The organism is Pantoea dispersa (genome assembly GCF_019890955.1).
GTDB classification, from domain to species: Bacteria; Pseudomonadota; Gammaproteobacteria; order Enterobacterales; family Enterobacteriaceae; genus Pantoea; species Pantoea dispersa.
Map to the genome: position 1 here is coordinate 212184 of NZ_CP082346.1, position 17628 is coordinate 229811.

The following is a 17628-nucleotide window of genomic DNA, read 5'->3' on the forward strand; positions in this document are numbered from 1 at the left end:
AAAAGCATAAAAAAGCCCGGTAAGACATGTCCCGGGCTGATGCGTGATGAGAGCCGTGATTAAAAACTGATTTTCACACCGGCCTGCAGATTCCAGTCGCTGATGCCTTCCTGCGTCAGGCGCTGCTGGCCCTGAAGCTGGGTGTTGAGCTCCAGATTATCCAGCACCTGCCAGCCGGCGTAACCGCTGTACTGCAGGCTGTTGCCGCCGCGTCCGGTGGCGAAGTGCGCCGCCTGCAGGCCGTCACCAATCGCTACCCGATCGCGCTGGCTGATGCGCTGCACGTAGCGCGTTTCCGCGCCCAGCTTCAGCTTCTCGTTGAGGCGGAAGTCGTATTTTACGCCGCCGGAGAGCTGCCACTGCAGCGGATTCCGGTAGCTGACCTGTGCGCCATCGCTGTCGGTGAAATCATTGATATCGAGCCACTGCGCATTCACGCCGGCCACCGGCGTTAGCGCATGCGCGCCGGACTGCCAGCGCCAGCCGCTGTCGAGCCCGAGGTTCGCGCCGCGCGCTTTCAGCTGCGTCACGTTACCGCGCAGGTCAGTGCTGACGCTGCCGCGATACTGCATCACGCCTGCTGGCACGGCCAGCTGCAGGCCCTGATCCGGCTGCCAGCTCAGTAGCGCACTGGCGCCCAGCGTATCAATGCGGGCGTGACTGTTGCCGTCGCGCGCTTCCGGCGTGATGCTCAGGTTGCCTTTATTGACGCCGACGCTCAGCGCCAGCGCGGACTGCAGCGGGAAGCGGCTGCCAATCATCCAGCCCTGATAGCGGCTGTGGAAATCGTAGCCGTAATCCATAAAGCCGCCCGCGCTGTGATAGCGGTCGTCACCGGTGTAGCCGGACACAAACAGATCCGGACGCCCCTCTGCGCCCGCCTGCTGCGCGCTGCTGCTGAACAGCGCTTGCAGGTTGTGTGTCACGCTGTGGAAGGCGGCGGGCAGCGAGATGTAGGCCGGCACCTGCGGAATCACCGCCGCGCGCACCTTGCCCGGCTCCGGTTTTGGCTCTGGCTGCGGCACCTGCGGATTTTCCGGTTCCGGCTGTGGTTCTGGATCGGGTTGCGGTTCAGGCTCCGGCTGCGGTTCAGGCTCCGGCTCCGGCAGATAAGGTTCGCGGTTATCCCCTTCCGCCAGCAGAATGTTTTGCAGGCGGTAATCCCAGAACTGATCCCCTTCGCCCGCCACCAGACGCTCATCGCCACTGGCGCGGCCCGGTGCGAAGGCGTACAGACCGTAAGCCCAGGCGCCGCGCGCCACATAGCTGCCAGCCAGCTGGACGCTGTCGGCGTGCGCCTGGCCGCCGACCTGCACCAGCGACACACCTTCATTGTTATCCGCTGCGCCGTTGTGGTTGCGATCGCTATCGATCCAGCTGGCCTGGGGTTTTACCGTCAGCCACAGCGGCGCATCGTCCGGCTGTTGCAGATCGCCATCGATTAGCAGGCGATCGCTGGCGTCCTGGCGGAACGCGGAGTTCAGCACCAGCGCCGTGTCGCGCCCGTGGTGCAGATCGCCAAGGCGCATGGTCGACCAGCTGTCTGGCGCATTGTTCCAGCCCGGTGCCAGCGTGACGTTATCGGCGAGGCTGGCGTGATTGATGACGCCGCCGCCGGAGAGCAGCGTGCCGGCGGCCATGTTCAGCGGCGTATGCAGCCGGCCGCTCACTTCCAGCTCGCCCTGCTGCACCTTAACGCCCTGCTGGTTGCTGACGTCACCGCTCAGCGTCAGCCGCCCGTCACCGCTTTTAATCACGCTGCCCTGGCCACTGATATTGGCGCTGATGGTGGAAGCCAGCTCGCCCAGCGTGCTGACGTACTGCGCGATATCGGCAATCAGGCTGGAAGCGGTGCCGCTCAGGTTGATGTCGCCGGCCAGCGTGGATCGGCCCAGCACGTTAAGCGTGGCCTTGTCGGCCAGCGTGATATCGCCGGTAACGTGAGCGTGCTCAGCGACGGTTAGCGCGGCGTCCTGCGCCACCTGCAGCTGGTTGATGTGATACGTTTTGTCCTGCCAGTCATTGGCAAAGAACACTTTCCCGGCATGCTCAACCTGCTCGCCGCTCAGCGTCAGCACACCGTCGGCCACCGCCAGCTGATTAAGCTGCGCGCCGCCCGCCAGCTGCCAGCGCTGATGGGTGGTCACGTTGAGGTTATCGCGTGAGTCCGCTTCACCCAGCTCGCCGAGGAACAGGCGGTTATCGCCGGTGAGATCGAGATGCGCCAGCGTCTGGCTGCGATTAACGATGCGCGCGCCGCTGTCGTTGTGCAGGATATCGTCGAAGGTCAAATCGTGGCCGTTAACGTCCAGCGTACCGCCGCGATAGCCGAAGCGGATGTTGTCAGTGCTTAACTGATCGGCGCTGTTGAGCACTACGGTCGGGCGGCCGCTGAAAAGGGTGACGGTGGAGAACGCCTGTTTGCGCCCCTGCGCGTCGGCCTGCTGGTCGAGGATGACCGTGCCGTCGCCGACGTTAAGCGCGCCGGGATTGATGCCGCTGGCGTTAACGTGCAGCGTACCGGCGCCGATTTTGTGCAACGCATCGTCCTGCAGGCCGTTAACCTGCCACAGTACGGTTTTGTCTTTGTCGACCTCAACGCCGCCGCCGACCCAACTGAAGTTGCTGTTGCCTGCGGCGCGCAGGGTGTAGTCGTTAGAGAAACGCAGCAAGCCTGCGCCGAGGTTGACCGACTGCGCTAGCTCAATGATGCCGCCGTCGCCGTTAAAGCGCAGATCTTTGGTGGCATCGAGCTGTTCATTGCTGGCGCTGGCGGGTGCGGTTTCTGCCTGAGCCTGATTAAGCCCGTGCCATTGCCAGCTTTTGCCATCCTGCATAATGCTATCACCGCGCCATTCGAGGGTGCCGGCGCCACTGTCTTCAACATCGGCATCCCTGACGGAATCCAGCATCTCCTGAACATATGTTCCATTAATTAATTCACTGGCAAAGTGATAGTTGTAGGTGGTGCCGCCGCCATAGCCGCCAGAGTGAACTGCGAACTGTACCCAGCGTTTCTCGATATTATCCCAGGCGAAGAGCGGACTAGCGCTATCACCTCCACGAGTGCCAATGCTTAACAGAGAGAATGCCGGATGATTAGGAGCAAAAATTCTCCATTTTATGAATTTAGAAAATATATTCGTGATAGCTTCGGGCTTGAATGTCCCACCTGTGTTATAGACATAGGCACCCTCAATGGGTATCAATTTACCGCTTTCGGGATCGTCAATTTGCTGATAACCCGCCCCCACGCGGGCAAATGCAGTATAGCGACTGGGGTTAGCATTAAACTCTTCACCGCCGATGTAAGGCGTAGGCGCGCTTTCGACAATCACCTTGTGCATGCGCGGTAAGTTAAAATCGCGCGAGGGATCATTATTTATGGCAATACTACGGTAAGTTGGCGAAAATTTTGCCTTATTCCCTAAGTTCACCAATCTGTGGGACTGCATATGTTTGACGCCTGTGACAAACGAGGGCGAGATAAATGAGCTGAAACCCTTATCACTGACCATACTGAAGTCCGGCATGGGGACATTCATTAAATAGCCTTCAAAGGTGCCATCTTTGCGGTAGATGGGAATGTCGGTGGCGCCGACAGCATATTTACCCCGGTTCTCGGCAAAATCGCGGTATTCCTGCACGTCAATGTCATAGCGCAGGATCCCGGCATAAGGCGAACTGCTAAGGCACAAGGCACCCATCAGCAGTGCCAGCTGGCTTTTTCTCATGATTTTCTTCCCTGAATAATGAAGCAAATGAAGTGGGCTACTTTATAAGCGCATCGGCGTTATTCACGGTTAAGCCTCGTCTCAATCTGCCGGAGAAAAGCCTGAAAATGGCGTGCGGCATGGCGCGGCGAATCTGTTAAGATCGCGGCGTTTTCTTTTTCAGCTGGTCAATAAACCCATGTTAAAAATCAAATTCCTGCTGCCGCTGTTGCTGGTTGTCAGTGCGCTGGTCTGGTGGCTGATGCCTCATTACAGCGATGAGGATAAGGCTTACTACATCGCGACCTTTTGTACGCTGATCCATGACGGGCGCGATAACAGCGCGCAGGCGATGCAGCAGATTATTGAAGGCGGTAATTCGGATTACGCGCTGCAGAAGATTCATTTCCAGTCCGGGCTGGCGGAGCATCTGCAAACGGTGTGGCAGGATTTGTCGCCGCAACAGCAGCAGCAGGCGCGGCAGGACGCGTTTGTCTGCCGCCAGTTGATGTCAGATAAGCTGCTGCCGGGCCAGCCGGTGCGCTGAGAAATAACAGGGTTTCACCGGCCGGACAGGCACGGTGCGGCGGAACATCAGCGCGATAAATCGCGCCGCTACAATCTGTGCGGTCGACAGGCACCGAAATGATATTTCGCACGTACCGTAGCGGCGCAATTTATTGCGCGATGCCTGAATGGGCACGGTGCAACTCAACATCAGCGCGATAAATCGCGCCGCTACAATCTGTGCGGTCGACAGGCACCGAAATGACATTTCGCACGTACCGTAGCGGCGCAATTTATTGCGCGATGCCTGAATGGACACGGTGCAACTCAACATCAGCGCGATAAATCGCGCCGCTACAATCTGTGCGGTCGACAGGCACCGAAATGATATTTCGCACGTACCGTAGCGGCGCAATTTATTGCGCGATGCCCGGATGGGCACGGTGCACCTGCACATCAGCGCAATAAATCGCGCCGCTTCTACTCACGCGGTTATAAATATTTTCCCGAAATATCAGACGTGATTAACGCACCGCGCAGCTAATACGCGCTGGAAACTTCCCATTATTTTCGCTTACCGGATTAACAACCTGTTTTTCCTGCTCGCTGCGATTAAACCCGACCTTGCGACACAGCGCGCAGGGATCGTCACTGTTACGCAACAGGGCTTCGGCAGCATCGCTCAGCTGGCGTTTGCGGCAGAACAGCGGCGTGCAGCCCATCACCTGTTTAAATGAGCGGGTAAAGGATTGCTGACTTTCGAAATGGTATTTAACCGCCAGACTGATAATCGGTGTGCGGCTGAATTTCAGCTCATTCACGCAACAAATCAGTTTCTTTTTGCGAATATAACGCGCCAGCGTTTCGTTATGGTAACGGGCAAACAGTTTCTGTAAATACCATTTGGAATAGCCAGATTTCAGTGCAATATCATCAATGCTCAAACGTTGATCCAGGTTGGCCATAATCCATTCGGTCACCGAATCAATCACCCCTTGGTTGTATTTTTGCTGCATCATTATGGTCCTCCAATAACTCGACACAGTGTAATTAAATTAAACTTTTTAAGCACTGGCGTAACGTAAAGTTTTATCAGGAAATGGCTTTTTTATTAATTGTCATCAAGACTGGTCTTGTTTATCGTGAAATTAATCACCGACATGTTGTGATGATGTTGAATAGTTGCCGTAATTACGGCCGTTATTATTAACGCAAATGAGTTATCGCTTTGCGCGGCTTAACAGTTAAAGGTGTGCCGGGCGGCGGCACGGCGCATCAATATCCACCGGCGGTTTTCGTGCCAGACTGAGGGTTTTTCCCCTGTACAGAAGAGGTCACATGACGTTTCGTTTTCGATTAAAACCGTTACTGAGCGTAGCGCTGGCGTCAGCGATGCTGTGCGGCACGCTCAGCGCGCAGGCCGCTGAGGCCGTGTATGGCGAGCAGCTGGAGGGATTTCACTATCCGCATCCGCTGCAGCATTTTGCCTTCTCCTCCCAGCAGCAGTCGCTCAGCATGGGCTATATGGACGTGAAGCCAGCGCAGCAGGCCAATGGTCAGACAGTGGTGCTGATGCACGGTAAAAACTTCTGCGCTGCCACCTGGGAAGACACCATCAACGCGCTGAGCCAGCAGGGCTATCGCGTGATTGCGCCGGATCAGATTGGTTTCTGCACCTCCACCAAACCCGCCCGCTATCAGTACAGCTTCCAGCAGCTGGCGCAAAACACCCATCAGCTGTTAGCGCAGCTCGGCGTTGAGAAAGCGGTGATCGTTGGCCACTCGACCGGCGGTATGCTGGCGACGCGTTACGCACTGATGTATCCGCAGCAGACGCAGAAGCTGGTGCTGGTCAATCCGATTGGCCTTGAGGACTGGAAGGCGAAGGGCGCGCCGTGGCGCTCGGTGGATCAATGGTATCAGCGCGAGCTGAAGCTCGACGCGGCGGGCATTAAGAAATATGAGCAGCACACCTATTACAGCGGCCAGTGGAAGCCGGAATATGACAAATGGGTGCAGATGCTGGCCGGGCTGAATAAAGGACCGGGGCATGAGAAAGTGGCGTGGAACTCGGCGCTGATCTACGACATGATTTTCACCCAGCCGGTCTATTACGAGTTTAAAGACCTGAAGGTGCCGACCACGCTGATGATCGGCACGGCCGATACCACAGCGATCGGCAGCGATATCGCTTCACCGGCGGTGAAAGCGCAGCTCGGCCATTACAATGTGCTGGGCAAACAGGTGGCACAGCTGATTCCCGGCGCGCGACTGATTGAGTTCCCCGGCATGGGGCACGCGCCGCAGATGGAAGCGCCAGCGAAGTTTAATCAGACGCTGATTGACGACCTGGCGCATTAAGGAGCGGCTATCTGCGCGGCTGCCTTTTCTGGTACTTGGCGGCGTACATGCGTGCGTCGCTGCTTTCCAGCAGCTGCTCCAGCGATTGCGGCTGCTGCGGATCAAATTCCACGATGCCCGACGAAAACTGCAGCGTGTAGCGCCGCTCCAGATCCTGCATCTGTTTATGCAGATAGTGGGCGAAGCGCGCCAGCGTCGCTTCCGCCTCGTCCTGACGAATGCCGTTCAGCAGCACCACAAACTCATCGCCGCCGAGCCGGGCAAAGATATCGGCATGGCGAAAACTCACCTTCATGGCATCGGCAAAGTCCATCAGCGCGCGGTCGCCCTCGCGGTGACCATGCCGGTCGTTGATGGCCTTGAAGCCGTCGAGATCGAGAAACGTCAGGCTGGCGGGCAGCTGTTTTAGCTGGCACTCATTCAGCGCCATCTGACCCAGCGTCATAAAGCCGCGCCGGTTGGTGATTTGCGTTAGCTCATCGGACGTCGCGGTCTGAAACGCCACCAGCTCGGCTTCGGCCATGGCCGCCAGATCGCGCAGCGCGTGCAGATCCTCCGCGTTGAACTGGCGCGCGTGATTATCGATGATGCACAGCGTACCGACTTTGGCACCGGACGGCGTGCGCAGCGGATAGCCCGCGTAGAAACGCACCGGATTGTCTGCATCGGTAACCAGCGGATTATCGCTGAAGCGCGTGTCGGCCAGCGCGTCCTCGACCACCATCACCTCATCCTGCAGGATGGTATGACCGCAAAAAGAGATGCTACGCGCGGTGGTTGGCCGATCAAAACCGTCACTGGATTTAAACCATTGATAGTCATTCTCCAGCAGACTGACCATCGCGACCGGAACGTCAAACAGACGTCGGGCAAGGCGGGTTAAACGGTCAAAACGCTCTTCTGTGGGTGTATGCAGAATGTTGAGCGCACGTAACTGGGTCAGACGCTGTGATTCGTCCTCAGGCAGTGCAGGTGCTTTCATCGCGTAACTCTTGTTAATGATGGATGTGTTACAGCAAACCGGATGTCGTGCCCGCGCAGGGGCAGAGAGCACTAAACAACCGCGGTAATGCGCGATTGTTTAGCGTAACGAGAGGATCAGAGCACTTTTTGCTCGGCAAGATCAAGGGCGAAATAGCTGAAAATGAGATCGGCACCGGCACGTTTTATGGCACCTAAGCTCTCCAGCACTACGTTGCGTTCATCGATGGCGCCCGCCTGAGCGGCAAATTTGATCATCGCGTACTCACCGCTCACCTGGTAAGCCGCCAGCGGCAGCGTGGTGCGCTCGCGGATATCACGCAGGATATCGAGGTAAGCGCCTGCCGGTTTGACCATCAGCGAATCTGCACCTTCCGCTTCATCAATCAGCGACTCGCGAATCGCTTCACGGCGGTTCATCGGGTTCATCTGATAGGTTTTGCGGTCGCCTTTCAGCGCGGTACCCGCCGCTTCACGGAACGGACCGTAGAACGACGAGGCGAATTTGGTGGAGTAGGACATGATAGCGGTATCGGTAAAACCGGCCGCGTCCAGCGCCTGGCGAATCGCTTTCACCTGGCCATCCATTGCTGCTGACGGCGCGATGAAGTCGGCACCGGCCTGCGCAGCAACCACCGCCTGTTTGCCGAGGTTAATCAGCGTCTGGTCGTTGTCGACGCCGTGATCGCACAGCACGCCGCAGTGGCCGTGACTGGTGTATTCACAGAAGCAGGTATCGGACATGACAATCATTTCCGGCACCGTGTCTTTGCAGATGCGCGACATGCGCGCCACCAGGCCGTTTTCGTTCCACGCATCGCTGCCGGTGGCATCGGTGTGGTGTGAAATACCGAAGGTCATGACCGAACGGATACCGGCTTTGGCGATGCGTTCGATTTCGTACGCCAGACGTTTTTCCGGAATGCGCATCACGCCCGGCATGGCGTTGATTGGCACGTAATCATCCACGCCTTCTTCAACGAAGATCGGCAGGGCCAGATCGTTCAGGCTGAGGTGGGATTCCTGGAACAGTTCGCGCATCGACGCGCTTTTGCGCAGTCTTCTTGGGCGCTGAATGAGATTGAAATCAGACATGCTCGGTTAACTTATGCTGGTGAAAAAAGTGGCGACAGTTTACCCCTTTTCGCCGGGTAGCATGAAGGATTGTGTGCGGTGCGGGCCGGGCGTTGTTGCCGGTCGGCATGAATGCCGACCCTACAGCGCACCCGGCAACCGCCGAATCCCAACCCGCCGTTACCCGTAGGGTGCGCATTTATACGCACCAGGCAGCCGCAGCATCCTAACCCGCAGCACACTCGTAGGGGGCGCATTCATGCGCACCTGGAAGCATCACCGCAGCACACACATTCTCACGCACCCGGCAACCGCAGAAACAAAACTCCCGCCGGGTGGCGGGAGTGAAAGGGCAGATTACTCGTTGATGTCCGGGTGCTGCTGCACCAGGTTTTTCCGCTTCGCCTCAAGGCGGGCGATCTCTTCATCAATATCTTCAATCTTCTGCTCGATGTTGTCGTGATGCTCCTGCAGGATCTCACGCGCTTCTTCGAGGTCCGATGCCGCCGGTGTCGCGCCGCGCAGCGGTTTGTTGGCGGTCTCTTTCATGTACAGACCGGTCACCAGACCGACCACCGCCACCACCATCAGGTAGTAAGCCGGCATATACAGATTGTTGCTGGCTTCCACCGCCCAGGCGGTCACGGTTGGCGTCAGACCGGCAATCAGAATCGAGATGTTGAAGGCGCTGGCCAGCGCACTGTAGCGAATGTGCGTCGGGAACATCGCCGGCAGCGACGAGGCCATCACGCCGGTGAAGGCGTTGAGGATCACCGCCAGCAGCAGCAGACCGGCAAAAATCAGCCCCAGTACGTTACTGTTGATCAGCATAAAGGCCGGAATCGCACAGAAGAACAGGGCGATACTGCCGACGATCACGAACGGACGGCGGCCGAAGCGGTCGCTCAGCATGCCCATCACCGGCTGCACAAACAGCATCCCCATCATGATGGCGATGATAATCAGCACGCCGTGATCTTCCGAGTAGTGCAGGTTATGCGACAGATAGCTCGGCATGTAGGTCAGCAGCATGTAATAGGTCACGTTGGTGGCAAGCACCAGACCGATACAGGCCAGCAGGCTTTTCCAGTGTTTGCTGGCAATCTCTTTAAACGACACTTTCGGGCCGTCGCGCAGACCTTCGCGGTCGCCTTGCTCCAGCTTCTCGACATGCTGCTGGAACGCTGGCGTCTCTTCCAGTGCGTGACGCAGATACAGGCCGATAATGCCCAGCGGCAGCGCGAGGAAGAACGGAATACGCCAGCCCCAGTCGAGGAATTTCTGCTCGCCAATCACCGTTGAGATCAGCACCACTACGCCCGCGCCCAGCACGAAGCCGGCAATCGAACCAAAGTCCAGCCAGCTTCCCATGAAGCCGCGCTTACGGTCCGGCGAATATTCGGCGACGAAGATCGACGCACCGGTATATTCCCCGCCCACCGAGAAGCCCTGCGCCATTTTTGCCAGCAGCAGCAGTATCGGTGCCCAGATGCCAATCGAGGCGTAAGAAGGGATCAGGCCGATACAGAAGGTACTGATCGACATGATGACAATGGTGATCGACAGGATTTTCTGGCGACCGTATTTATCGCCCAGCATGCCGAAGAACAGGCCGCCCAGCGGACGGATCAGGAACGGCACCGAGAAGGTCCCGAGTGCGGCAATCATCTGCACGCCAGGCGAGGCGTCCGGGAAGAACACTTTACCCAGCGCGTAGGCCACAAAGCCATAAACACCGAAATCGAACCATTCCATCGCGTTACCGAGTGACGCGGCGGTAATGGCCTTACGTAAACGAGCGTCATCGATAATCGTGACGTCATCCAGCCCAATAGGTTTTACACGCTTCCTACGTAATTTCATGAGGTTACCCTGTATTGGAATTCAAAAAGTCCTCAACGCTGCGGACTCGGTGGAGCGTTCAGTCCGCGGCGTTGAGAAAATTAAAGCATAGCCGTGAAAGTGGTTTTTTCCCTGGCCTGCCAAAGCAATTATTACTCAGGTAATTATTGCATCCCGCGACAGAGTATACCGTTTAAATGTGATATTTGTCATGTTTCCGCCAATAACTGGCTATTTTTTGGCTAAAACTATGGCCGTTTTGGTCCGCAATCGCGGCAAAAAAATTGTCTGAATCGCGACGCAGGCCGCAGCGCAGATGCGCGGGCGAGCGAAAATATCTATACTTGCGCCAGTTTCTCTGCCGGAGATCGGGCGCCGCATGGCACGCTTTGTTTTATTTGCAAAAAGTCTCTGTTTTGACGTTGACCAGCAGGTCCTCTTTCCGGTGCAGTCGCCCGCGCACCGCGTGGCACTGACGCCGCTGCAAACCGCCATTCTGCGGCGCGTGATTGATGCGAATGGCAAACTGGTGCGCAACCAGACCCTGCATGCGCTGTTCCAGCGCGTCCCCAGCGACACACCATTCGCCGAACGCCTGACGGCCACCATTGCCGCCATCAATCAGCAGGCGCAGCTGGCACACGCGCCGGGGCCGCTGGTGCATCAGGTGCCGCTGATTGGCTGCGTGCTGGCCGATCAGGTCGATGTGGCGCCGCTGAGCGATGAGCCGGTGGCTGCGCCAGCGGCAGCGGTGGTCAGTCCGCAACCTGCGCCCGCGCCGGCCAGCGTCAAGAAAAAGCGGCCTGTGCTGCGCTGGGTAATCGTTGCGCTGCTGCTGGTGAATGTCGCGCTGGCGCTGCTGGCACGCCAGATGTTCGCGCCGGTGCAGCACGATGCGCTGGATTTCCGGCCGCTGCTGCGCATCCAGAACAGCCAGATTTATGTTGCCGCTCACCTGAAAGACGATTCGTGGGTGGTGCAGGACGCGCTGCGGCGCTATCGGCAGTGGCAGCCGCGCCTGCCGGATGGCTCAGCGCCGCCGATGGTGTATATCAACCCGGTGCGCACCCGACTCTTTTCCAGCACCTTCCTGTGCGCCAAACCGATCGCGCAGAAGGACAACGAATGTATTTCATGGATGGTATCAGCGCAGGAGATACCCGATGCGTAAAGCGATAACCACCACGGCAGTGGTGCTGGCCTTTGTGCTGCCGTGGGCGCTGGCGCTGCTGCTGCGGCCGGCAGAACCGGTACCGGAGTGGTGTGAAGTGCCGTATCGTATTGATCATGAAGGCGCGCCGGCTGGTGCGATTGATGCCACCATTCGCACCCGCTTTAAGGCGGACGGCAGCGGCAGCTCAACGCTGACCGGCACCGTCACGGTACGCGATCGCCACTATCGCCTGCATCGCGTATCCGATACCACCTGGCGCCGCCAGGGCGATTTCATGCTCAGCACCACGCGCAACGTACGTATCCTGGCAGACGACACCGTACCGCCCGCGCTGGCGGCACAGATCGTGTTTTCGCCAGCGCGCGAGGGCAATAACGATTATTACCAGATGTACCAGCTGCCCAATGGCGACCAGATGATTAATTATGCCGGGCTGCCGCGCCTGTACTGCCACAGCTAACCCCGGTGCTGTCGACGCGCCGGGGGCTTAAAGCAGCGAGCGCAGCGGCGCGCCGTGCAGCCAGCCAGCAATATCTTCCACCGCCTCGCTGAAGTAGGTGCGGTAATTGGTATCGGCAACATAGCCCAGATGCGGCGTTGCCAGCACGTTCGGCAACTGACGCAGCGGATGATCGGCCGGTAGCGGCTCCTGTTCAAAGACATCCAGCCCGGCGCCCGCCAGCTGACCAGACTGCAGCGCGCTGATCATCGCCTGCTGATCGACAATCCCGGCGCGCGAGGTGTTAATCAGTAGCGCGCCCGGCTTCATGTACGCCAGCGCCGCGCCGTCCAGCAGATGACGGGTGCGCTCACTCAGCACCAGATGAATCGATACCACATCGCTCGCCCTGAGCAGCGCCGGCAGCGAAGCCATCTTCTCTGCGCCGCACGCCGCTGCGCGTGCTTCGCTCAGGTTCTGGCTCCAGGCGCACACGCGCATGCCAAAGGCGCGCGCCACGTTAGCCATCTCACCGCCAATCTTGCCCAGCCCAAGCAGGCCGAGGGTTTTGCCGTGCAGCGCCATGCCCAGCGTATGCTGCCACGCACCGTTGCTGCGCAGCGCCTGGCTCTCCGCCGGGATATGGCGTGCCAGACCGAGCAGCAGCCCCCAGCTCAGCTCCAGCGGCGCCGCGCTGCTACTGGCGGTGCCGCACACCGCAATCAGCCGTTCGGCACAGGCGTGCAGATCAATTGAGGCATTGCGCATGCCGGAGGTGACAATCAGCTTCAGATTGGGCAGGCGGCCTATCAGCCGGGCGCTGAGTGGCGTGCGTTCGCGCATCACCACCAGAATGTCGGCGTGCGCGATGTGAGCGACCAGTTCATCTTCGTCGGCGTAGTGGCGGTGCAGCGCGGTAGTTTGTACCTGCGGTTGCAGCGATGCCCAGTCGGCCAGCGACAGGGCAACATTTTGATAATCATCAAGAATGATGCAGTTCAGGCTCATGGTGGTCCTCAACGGGAAGCGGTTGGCGCCCCTGCTGATTAAGCCAGGCGCGAAGCTGGTTATTGTCCATCGGACGGGCGTAATAATAGCCCTGAATAAATACCACGCCACGCTGCTGCAGATACTGAAATTGCAACGCGGTTTCTACCCCTTCACCCAGTACCTCGAGCTGCAGCTTGTGGCACAGATTGATGATGGCATCCAGCACCGGGGTTTCGATCTCCAGTCCTTCAATGGCGTTGATAAAGCCGCGGTCAATCTTCAGGTAATCGAGCGGGAAGGTCATCAGATAGGAGAGCGCGCAGTGGCCGGTGCCGAAGTCGTCAATCGCCACCTTCATGCCGTGTGACTGCAGATAGCGCAGCTTGCGCGACACCGCGTCGCCGTCCTCGATCAGGCTGCGCTCGGTAAGCTCCAGCGTGATCAGCATCTGTTTGTCACGGATGTTGCGGGCAAAACGCATCATGTCCTGTACAAAATCAGGGTGTTGCAGATGCTCAGCCGCGAGGTTAAAGCCAATATGGAAGCCCGGTTCAACCTGCCAGCTCTGGATATCTTCCGCCATCATCGCCAGCAAATGCTGGGTCAGCGGCACGATCATGCCTTCCGCTTCGGCATGGCTGATGAAGATGTCCGGGCGGATCATTTCGCCGTTGGGCCGCTGCCAGCGCATCAGCGCTTCCGCACCGGTGCAGCGCTGAATCCCGGTGCTGTACACCGGCTGATAGTGCACCGTGAACTCACGGTTGCGTATCGCCCGGCGAATTTCATCCGCCCATGAGAGGCGGCGGCGCAGCCAGTTGGCGGTCAGCACCATCAGCAAAATCGAAAAGATGGCGGCCATTGGCAGGAAAATAAGCAGCGCCTGACGCCAGGCTTTGATCAGCTCGGCGGCGGGTACCGTCACGCTGACGCTGATTGGATAGCGGCTGGACTCCGCCTGATAGTTGGCGCTGCTGAGGTACAGCAGCTCTGGCTGGTCGTCCGGACCGCTGGCGATGGGGCTGCCGCCGTTGAAGCGCAGGCTCATCTGATAACGGTTCGACTCACCGATGGCGCGCATGAAGTCCATCAGATACTGGCCATCAATCACCGCCCAGAAACCGCTGCTGTCCGGCAGGTGACGCACGAAAATCACCGCTGGGCGATCCGGTACGCCGGAGGTGCCGCGAATCGACAGGCTCCACCAGGCTTTGCCGGTCACCGGCGGCGACTGCATCATCATCCCGGCCAGCGTGTCGTGCTGCAGCCCGTAAGCCGACGAGCAGGTGATTTCGCTGCCCTGCAGGGTGCCAATCGAGCGGAAATAGGCGTTAAGGGTGCCGGCGCGCTGCAAATCTTCATCAATATCGTCGCAGCGACGATTCTGGTACTGACGCAGGCGGGTCACCATGTCCCAGGCGCTGTCGCTCATCTTTTCTGCCTGCGTCAGCAGGGCATTGGCGGTGGCAATTTGCTGCTGGCTGACCGTATGGCGCGCCTCAATGGCTGTGCAAAATATGCCCAGCACCAGCGGTAATAACCCGGCACAGACAATCAACAGCCAGCCAAAATCGCGTTGTCGTTTTTGCAGAGGCACCAGACTTTCCTCGGTCGGTTTAAGCAGCATTCAGGAAGCGCGTTACGGCGTCAGCAGCATAACACTTTCCCGCGGCCGTGCATGTTAGCGTTTTGATTTTCCACCAATCTGATACAAGTCAATTATGGTTTGCGCTTTGCGTTTATTGACAATGTTTTGCCGTTACTGGCATTTCCCGGCAGGAAAATACCTGTGGCACGAGATGAGTAAGAGTGTTGCGCCAGACTCATCAGGCATGGCGATGCGCGCTGACGCCATACGGCGGCGACGTCACGGCGCAGGGACGCTGCCAGACGATCGGCAAATACGCATCGTCTGGCATCGTGGCGTGGTAAGACGTTACGGGCGCGGCGCGGGCCGGTTATTTTTGACGCGCAGGCGCGGTTTGGGGCGGCCATTACCCAGCATTATCGCCAGCCGGCTGCCGCCCGGCGTGGTTTCCATCAGGATTTTGGTGACGCTGGTCAGCGGCACCGACAGCAGCATCCCGACCGGACCGAGCAGCCAGCCCCAGAAAATCAGCGACAGAAACACCACCAGCGTTGACAGTCCCAGCCCACGTCCCATCAGGCGCGGTTCCAGCATATTGCCAAACACCATGTGAATGGCACTGAACAGCGCCGCCACCAGCACGGCGTCATACACATCATTCAGCACCAGCGCCTGAATAAACGGCGGCACACCGGCGATAATCGGGCCGATATTGGGGATAAAATTGAGGATAAAGGCGACAACGCCCCAGAACAGCGCAAATTTGACGTCCAGCAGCATCAGCACCAGCCACACCGCCAGTCCGGTAATCAGGCTGACCAGCGTTTTCAGTGCCAGATAGTGCGTGACGCCCTTCAGCGCTTTGTGCAATCCGGCGATGCGGATCTGCGGATTCATCATCGCATTGCGCAGTTTGTACGGCAGATGGTGCACCTCAAACAGCATGAACACCACGGTCAGAATCAACAGCACCACATTGGTCATGGCACCCGAGAACTGCGCCAGCAGCGTGGTGGCCATGTTCATAATCACATTGGGATCGAGCCGTGCCGCCAGTGCGCTGGTGGAGATATTGATATGAAACTGCGCGGCGAAATGCTGCAGCACCGTCAGCTTCTGTTCCAGCAGGCTGCGGATTTGCGGATAGGTATCGCTGAACTCGCTTACCGAACTGGCCAGCACCCCGACCAGCAGCAGCATCACAATGAAGATCACCGTGATCACCAGCGAGATCGCCACGCCGCGCCGCAGACCCCGGCGCATCAGCAGGGTCACCAGCGGATTAAGCACAATCGCCAGGAAGCTGGCGAGTAAGAAGGGCACCAGAATATCCGACGCAGCACGAATGCCCGCCAGAATAATCACTAACATCGCCAGCTTGACCAGGATGTTCTGGCCAATTTTCTCCTGTGGCTTTTCGTTCATTCCCTCTCCTGAATGGTGGTTCGCTGTGGAAAGTGTAGTTGAACGCCAGTAAGTAATTGTTTGTTTAGGAGTAAGCGAAGCGAACCCGATAAGCGCCGCCCGAGATACCGCCGCTAATCGACGGTGCGCACGGCGAGAAAAGGCGTATAGTGTAGCTTCAGCTATAAAAATTCCGTCAAACACGAGCGCAATCACTCATGCCTGACCAGCCCGCCGCGGCCGACTACAGCCGCTTTCGTCTGAATTTACAGATTCTCTCTATCGTGAAGTTCAACTTCGCCACCTATCTGACCATTGGCCTGCCGCTGGCGGTGCTACCGGGCTTTGTCCATGACGGCCTGGGCTACAGCGCTTTCTGGGCCGGCGTGGTGATCAGCCTGCAATATGTCGCCACGCTGCTGAGCCGTCCGCATGCCGGTCGCTATGCCGACAGCTGGGGACCCAAAAAGGTGGTGGTGCTTGGGCTGTTTGGCAGCCTGGTGAGCGGGCTGTGTATTTTGCTGTCGGCGCTGATAGAGGAGCAGGAGGTGCTCAGCCTCGCGCTGCTGTGCCTCGGGCGCGTGCTGCTGGGCGTCGGGCAGAGTTTCTGCGGCACCGGCACCTCGCTGTGGGGCGTGGCGAAAGTCGGCTCGCTGCATATTGGCCGGGTGATCTCCTGGAACGGCATTGTCACCTATGGCGCAATGGCGATTGGCGCACCGCTTGGGGTGATGATCTTTCGCAGCGGCGGCCTGCTGCTGCTCTCCAGCGTGATTATCGCCATCAGCGTGCTGGCGATTGCGCTGGCGCTGCCCCGTGCGCCGGTGAAAGGCAGCAAGGCCAAACCGCTGCCGTTCCGCGCGGTGCTCGGTAAGGTGTACGGTTTTGGCCTGCTGCTGGCGATGGGCTCGGCGGGCTTTGGCGTGATCGCCACCTTTATCACCCTGTTTTATCAGGAGCAGGGCTGGGACGGTGCCGCCTTCGCGCTGACGCTGTTCAGCGCTGCGTTCGTCGGCATGCGCCTGCTGTTTCCCAACGCCATTAATAAGCTCGGCGGACTGCGCGTCGCCAGCCTGTGTTTTGCCGTCGAGGCGATTGGCCTGCTGCTGGTGGCGGGCGCGTTCGATCCGTGGATGGCGAAGTTCGGCGCTTTTCTCACCGGCGCCGGTTTCTCGCTGGTGTTCCCGGCGATTGGCGTGGTCGCAGTCAAAGTGGTGCCGCAGCAGAACCAGGGCAGCGCGCTGGCCACTTACACCGCGTTTATGGATCTGTCGCTCGGCATCACCGGTCCGATCGCGGGTTTTATCATGAGCTTCGCCGGTGTACAGCTGTTCTACCTGCTGACTGCGCTGCTGGTGGGATTTGCGCTGCTTTGTACCCTGCGGATGATCAAGCGTCAGGCTGGATTGCCAGCCGAGGATGCTGCGTCCAGGTCGCCATAAATGGCGCCCCTACAGCATGACAGAGCACGCATTGATGCGCACCGTGTAATCACGCATGGGGTGGGGAAACAGGTGAAAAAAAGGCCTCCGACTGAGGCCAACACTAACAAAAG

General features: G+C 58.6%; 14 protein-coding genes and 1 pseudogene. 6 read left to right on the top strand and 9 right to left on the bottom strand.

The features are described 5' to 3' along the window. Positions 1-59 precede the first annotated feature (59 nt). Positions 60-2912 carry an autotransporter outer membrane beta-barrel domain-containing protein gene (locus tag K7H94_RS00960; protein ID WP_420874723.1) on the bottom strand — a complete coding sequence of 951 codons (2853 nt, stop codon included), beginning with the start codon at positions 2910-2912 and terminating at the stop codon, positions 60-62. A 126-nt stretch (positions 2913-3038) separates the two neighbouring features. Then, positions 3039-3734 (bottom strand): annotated as a pseudogene (locus K7H94_RS23280) (S6 family peptidase); the annotation flags it as partial. Positions 3735-3912: 178 nt separating this feature from the next. Between K7H94_RS23280 and K7H94_RS00965 the strand changes: the two are divergent. Further along, positions 3913-4260, top strand: coding sequence for a hypothetical protein (locus K7H94_RS00965; protein WP_222951519.1), 348 nt, complete (start codon positions 3913-3915; stop codon positions 4258-4260). A gap of 484 nt (positions 4261-4744) precedes the next feature. Here the strand turns inward: K7H94_RS00965 and K7H94_RS00970 are convergent, their stop codons facing one another. Next, the gene (locus K7H94_RS00970; RefSeq protein ID WP_104189569.1) at positions 4745-5239 is read right to left on the bottom strand and encodes a helix-turn-helix domain-containing protein; all 495 of its coding nucleotides are present in this window, start codon (positions 5237-5239) and stop codon (positions 4745-4747) included. Between the two features lie 373 nt (positions 5240-5612). Between K7H94_RS00970 and K7H94_RS00975 the strand changes: the two genes are divergently transcribed. After that, positions 5613-6581 carry an alpha/beta fold hydrolase gene (locus K7H94_RS00975; protein WP_370515581.1) on the top strand — a complete coding sequence of 323 codons (969 nt, stop codon included), beginning with the start codon at positions 5613-5615 and terminating at the stop codon, positions 6579-6581. A 7-nt stretch (positions 6582-6588) separates the two neighbouring features. Here the strand turns inward: K7H94_RS00975 and K7H94_RS00980 are convergent, their stop codons facing one another. The 3 genes from K7H94_RS00980 to proP all read right to left on the bottom strand — a co-directional run bounded on the left by K7H94_RS00980 (position 6589) and on the right by proP (position 10499). Continuing rightward, complete coding sequence (locus tag K7H94_RS00980) at positions 6589-7563, bottom strand: GGDEF domain-containing protein (RefSeq protein WP_058759334.1); 975 nt, start codon at positions 7561-7563, stop codon at positions 6589-6591. A 116-nt stretch (positions 7564-7679) separates the two neighbouring features. After that, complete coding sequence (hemB, locus tag K7H94_RS00985) at positions 7680-8657, bottom strand: porphobilinogen synthase (RefSeq protein ID WP_031279816.1); 978 nt, start codon at positions 8655-8657, stop codon at positions 7680-7682. Positions 8658-8993: 336 nt separating this feature from the next. Next, complete coding sequence (gene proP / locus K7H94_RS00990; RefSeq protein WP_021508120.1) at positions 8994-10499, bottom strand: glycine betaine/L-proline transporter ProP; 1506 nt, start codon at positions 10497-10499, stop codon at positions 8994-8996. A gap of 358 nt (positions 10500-10857) precedes the next feature. Between proP and K7H94_RS00995 the strand changes: the two genes are divergently transcribed. Both K7H94_RS00995 and K7H94_RS01000 read left to right on the top strand, forming a co-directional pair. After that, entirely contained in the window at positions 10858-11649 is a 792-nt protein-coding gene (locus K7H94_RS00995) for a hypothetical protein (RefSeq protein ID WP_222951520.1), read from the top strand. After that, positions 11642-12112 carry a hypothetical protein gene (locus tag K7H94_RS01000; RefSeq protein ID WP_222951521.1) on the top strand — a complete coding sequence of 157 codons (471 nt, stop codon included), beginning with the start codon at positions 11642-11644 and terminating at the stop codon, positions 12110-12112. The genes K7H94_RS00995 and K7H94_RS01000 overlap by 8 nt, the downstream gene beginning before the upstream one ends. 27 nt (positions 12113-12139) lie before the next feature. On the opposite strand, the gene K7H94_RS01005 is transcribed toward K7H94_RS01000, so the two are convergent. Together K7H94_RS01005 and K7H94_RS01010 are read right to left on the bottom strand one after the other, a co-directional pair. After that, entirely contained in the window at positions 12140-13099 is a 960-nt protein-coding gene (locus tag K7H94_RS01005) for a D-2-hydroxyacid dehydrogenase family protein (protein ID WP_141496753.1), read from the bottom strand. Then, the gene (locus K7H94_RS01010) at positions 13074-14678 is read right to left on the bottom strand and encodes an EAL domain-containing protein (protein ID WP_222951522.1); all 1605 of its coding nucleotides are present in this window, start codon (positions 14676-14678) and stop codon (positions 13074-13076) included. The genes K7H94_RS01005 and K7H94_RS01010 overlap by 26 nt, the downstream gene beginning before the upstream one ends. A 212-nt stretch (positions 14679-14890) precedes the next feature. Between K7H94_RS01010 and K7H94_RS23130 the strand changes: the two genes are divergently transcribed. Continuing rightward, entirely contained in the window at positions 14891-15013 is a 123-nt protein-coding gene (locus tag K7H94_RS23130) for a hypothetical protein (protein ID WP_276523015.1), read from the top strand. Positions 15014-15017: 4 nt separating this feature from the next. Here K7H94_RS23130 and K7H94_RS01015 read toward each other — a convergent pair whose 3' ends face one another. Next, the gene (locus K7H94_RS01015) at positions 15018-16094 is read right to left on the bottom strand and encodes an AI-2E family transporter (protein ID WP_150059640.1); all 1077 of its coding nucleotides are present in this window, start codon (positions 16092-16094) and stop codon (positions 15018-15020) included. A 197-nt stretch (positions 16095-16291) separates the two neighbouring features. Here K7H94_RS01015 and K7H94_RS01020 point away from each other — a divergent pair, with 197 nt between their 5' ends. Then, complete coding sequence (locus tag K7H94_RS01020; protein ID WP_222951523.1) at positions 16292-17515, top strand: MFS transporter; 1224 nt, start codon at positions 16292-16294, stop codon at positions 17513-17515. Positions 17516-17628 lie beyond the last annotated feature (113 nt).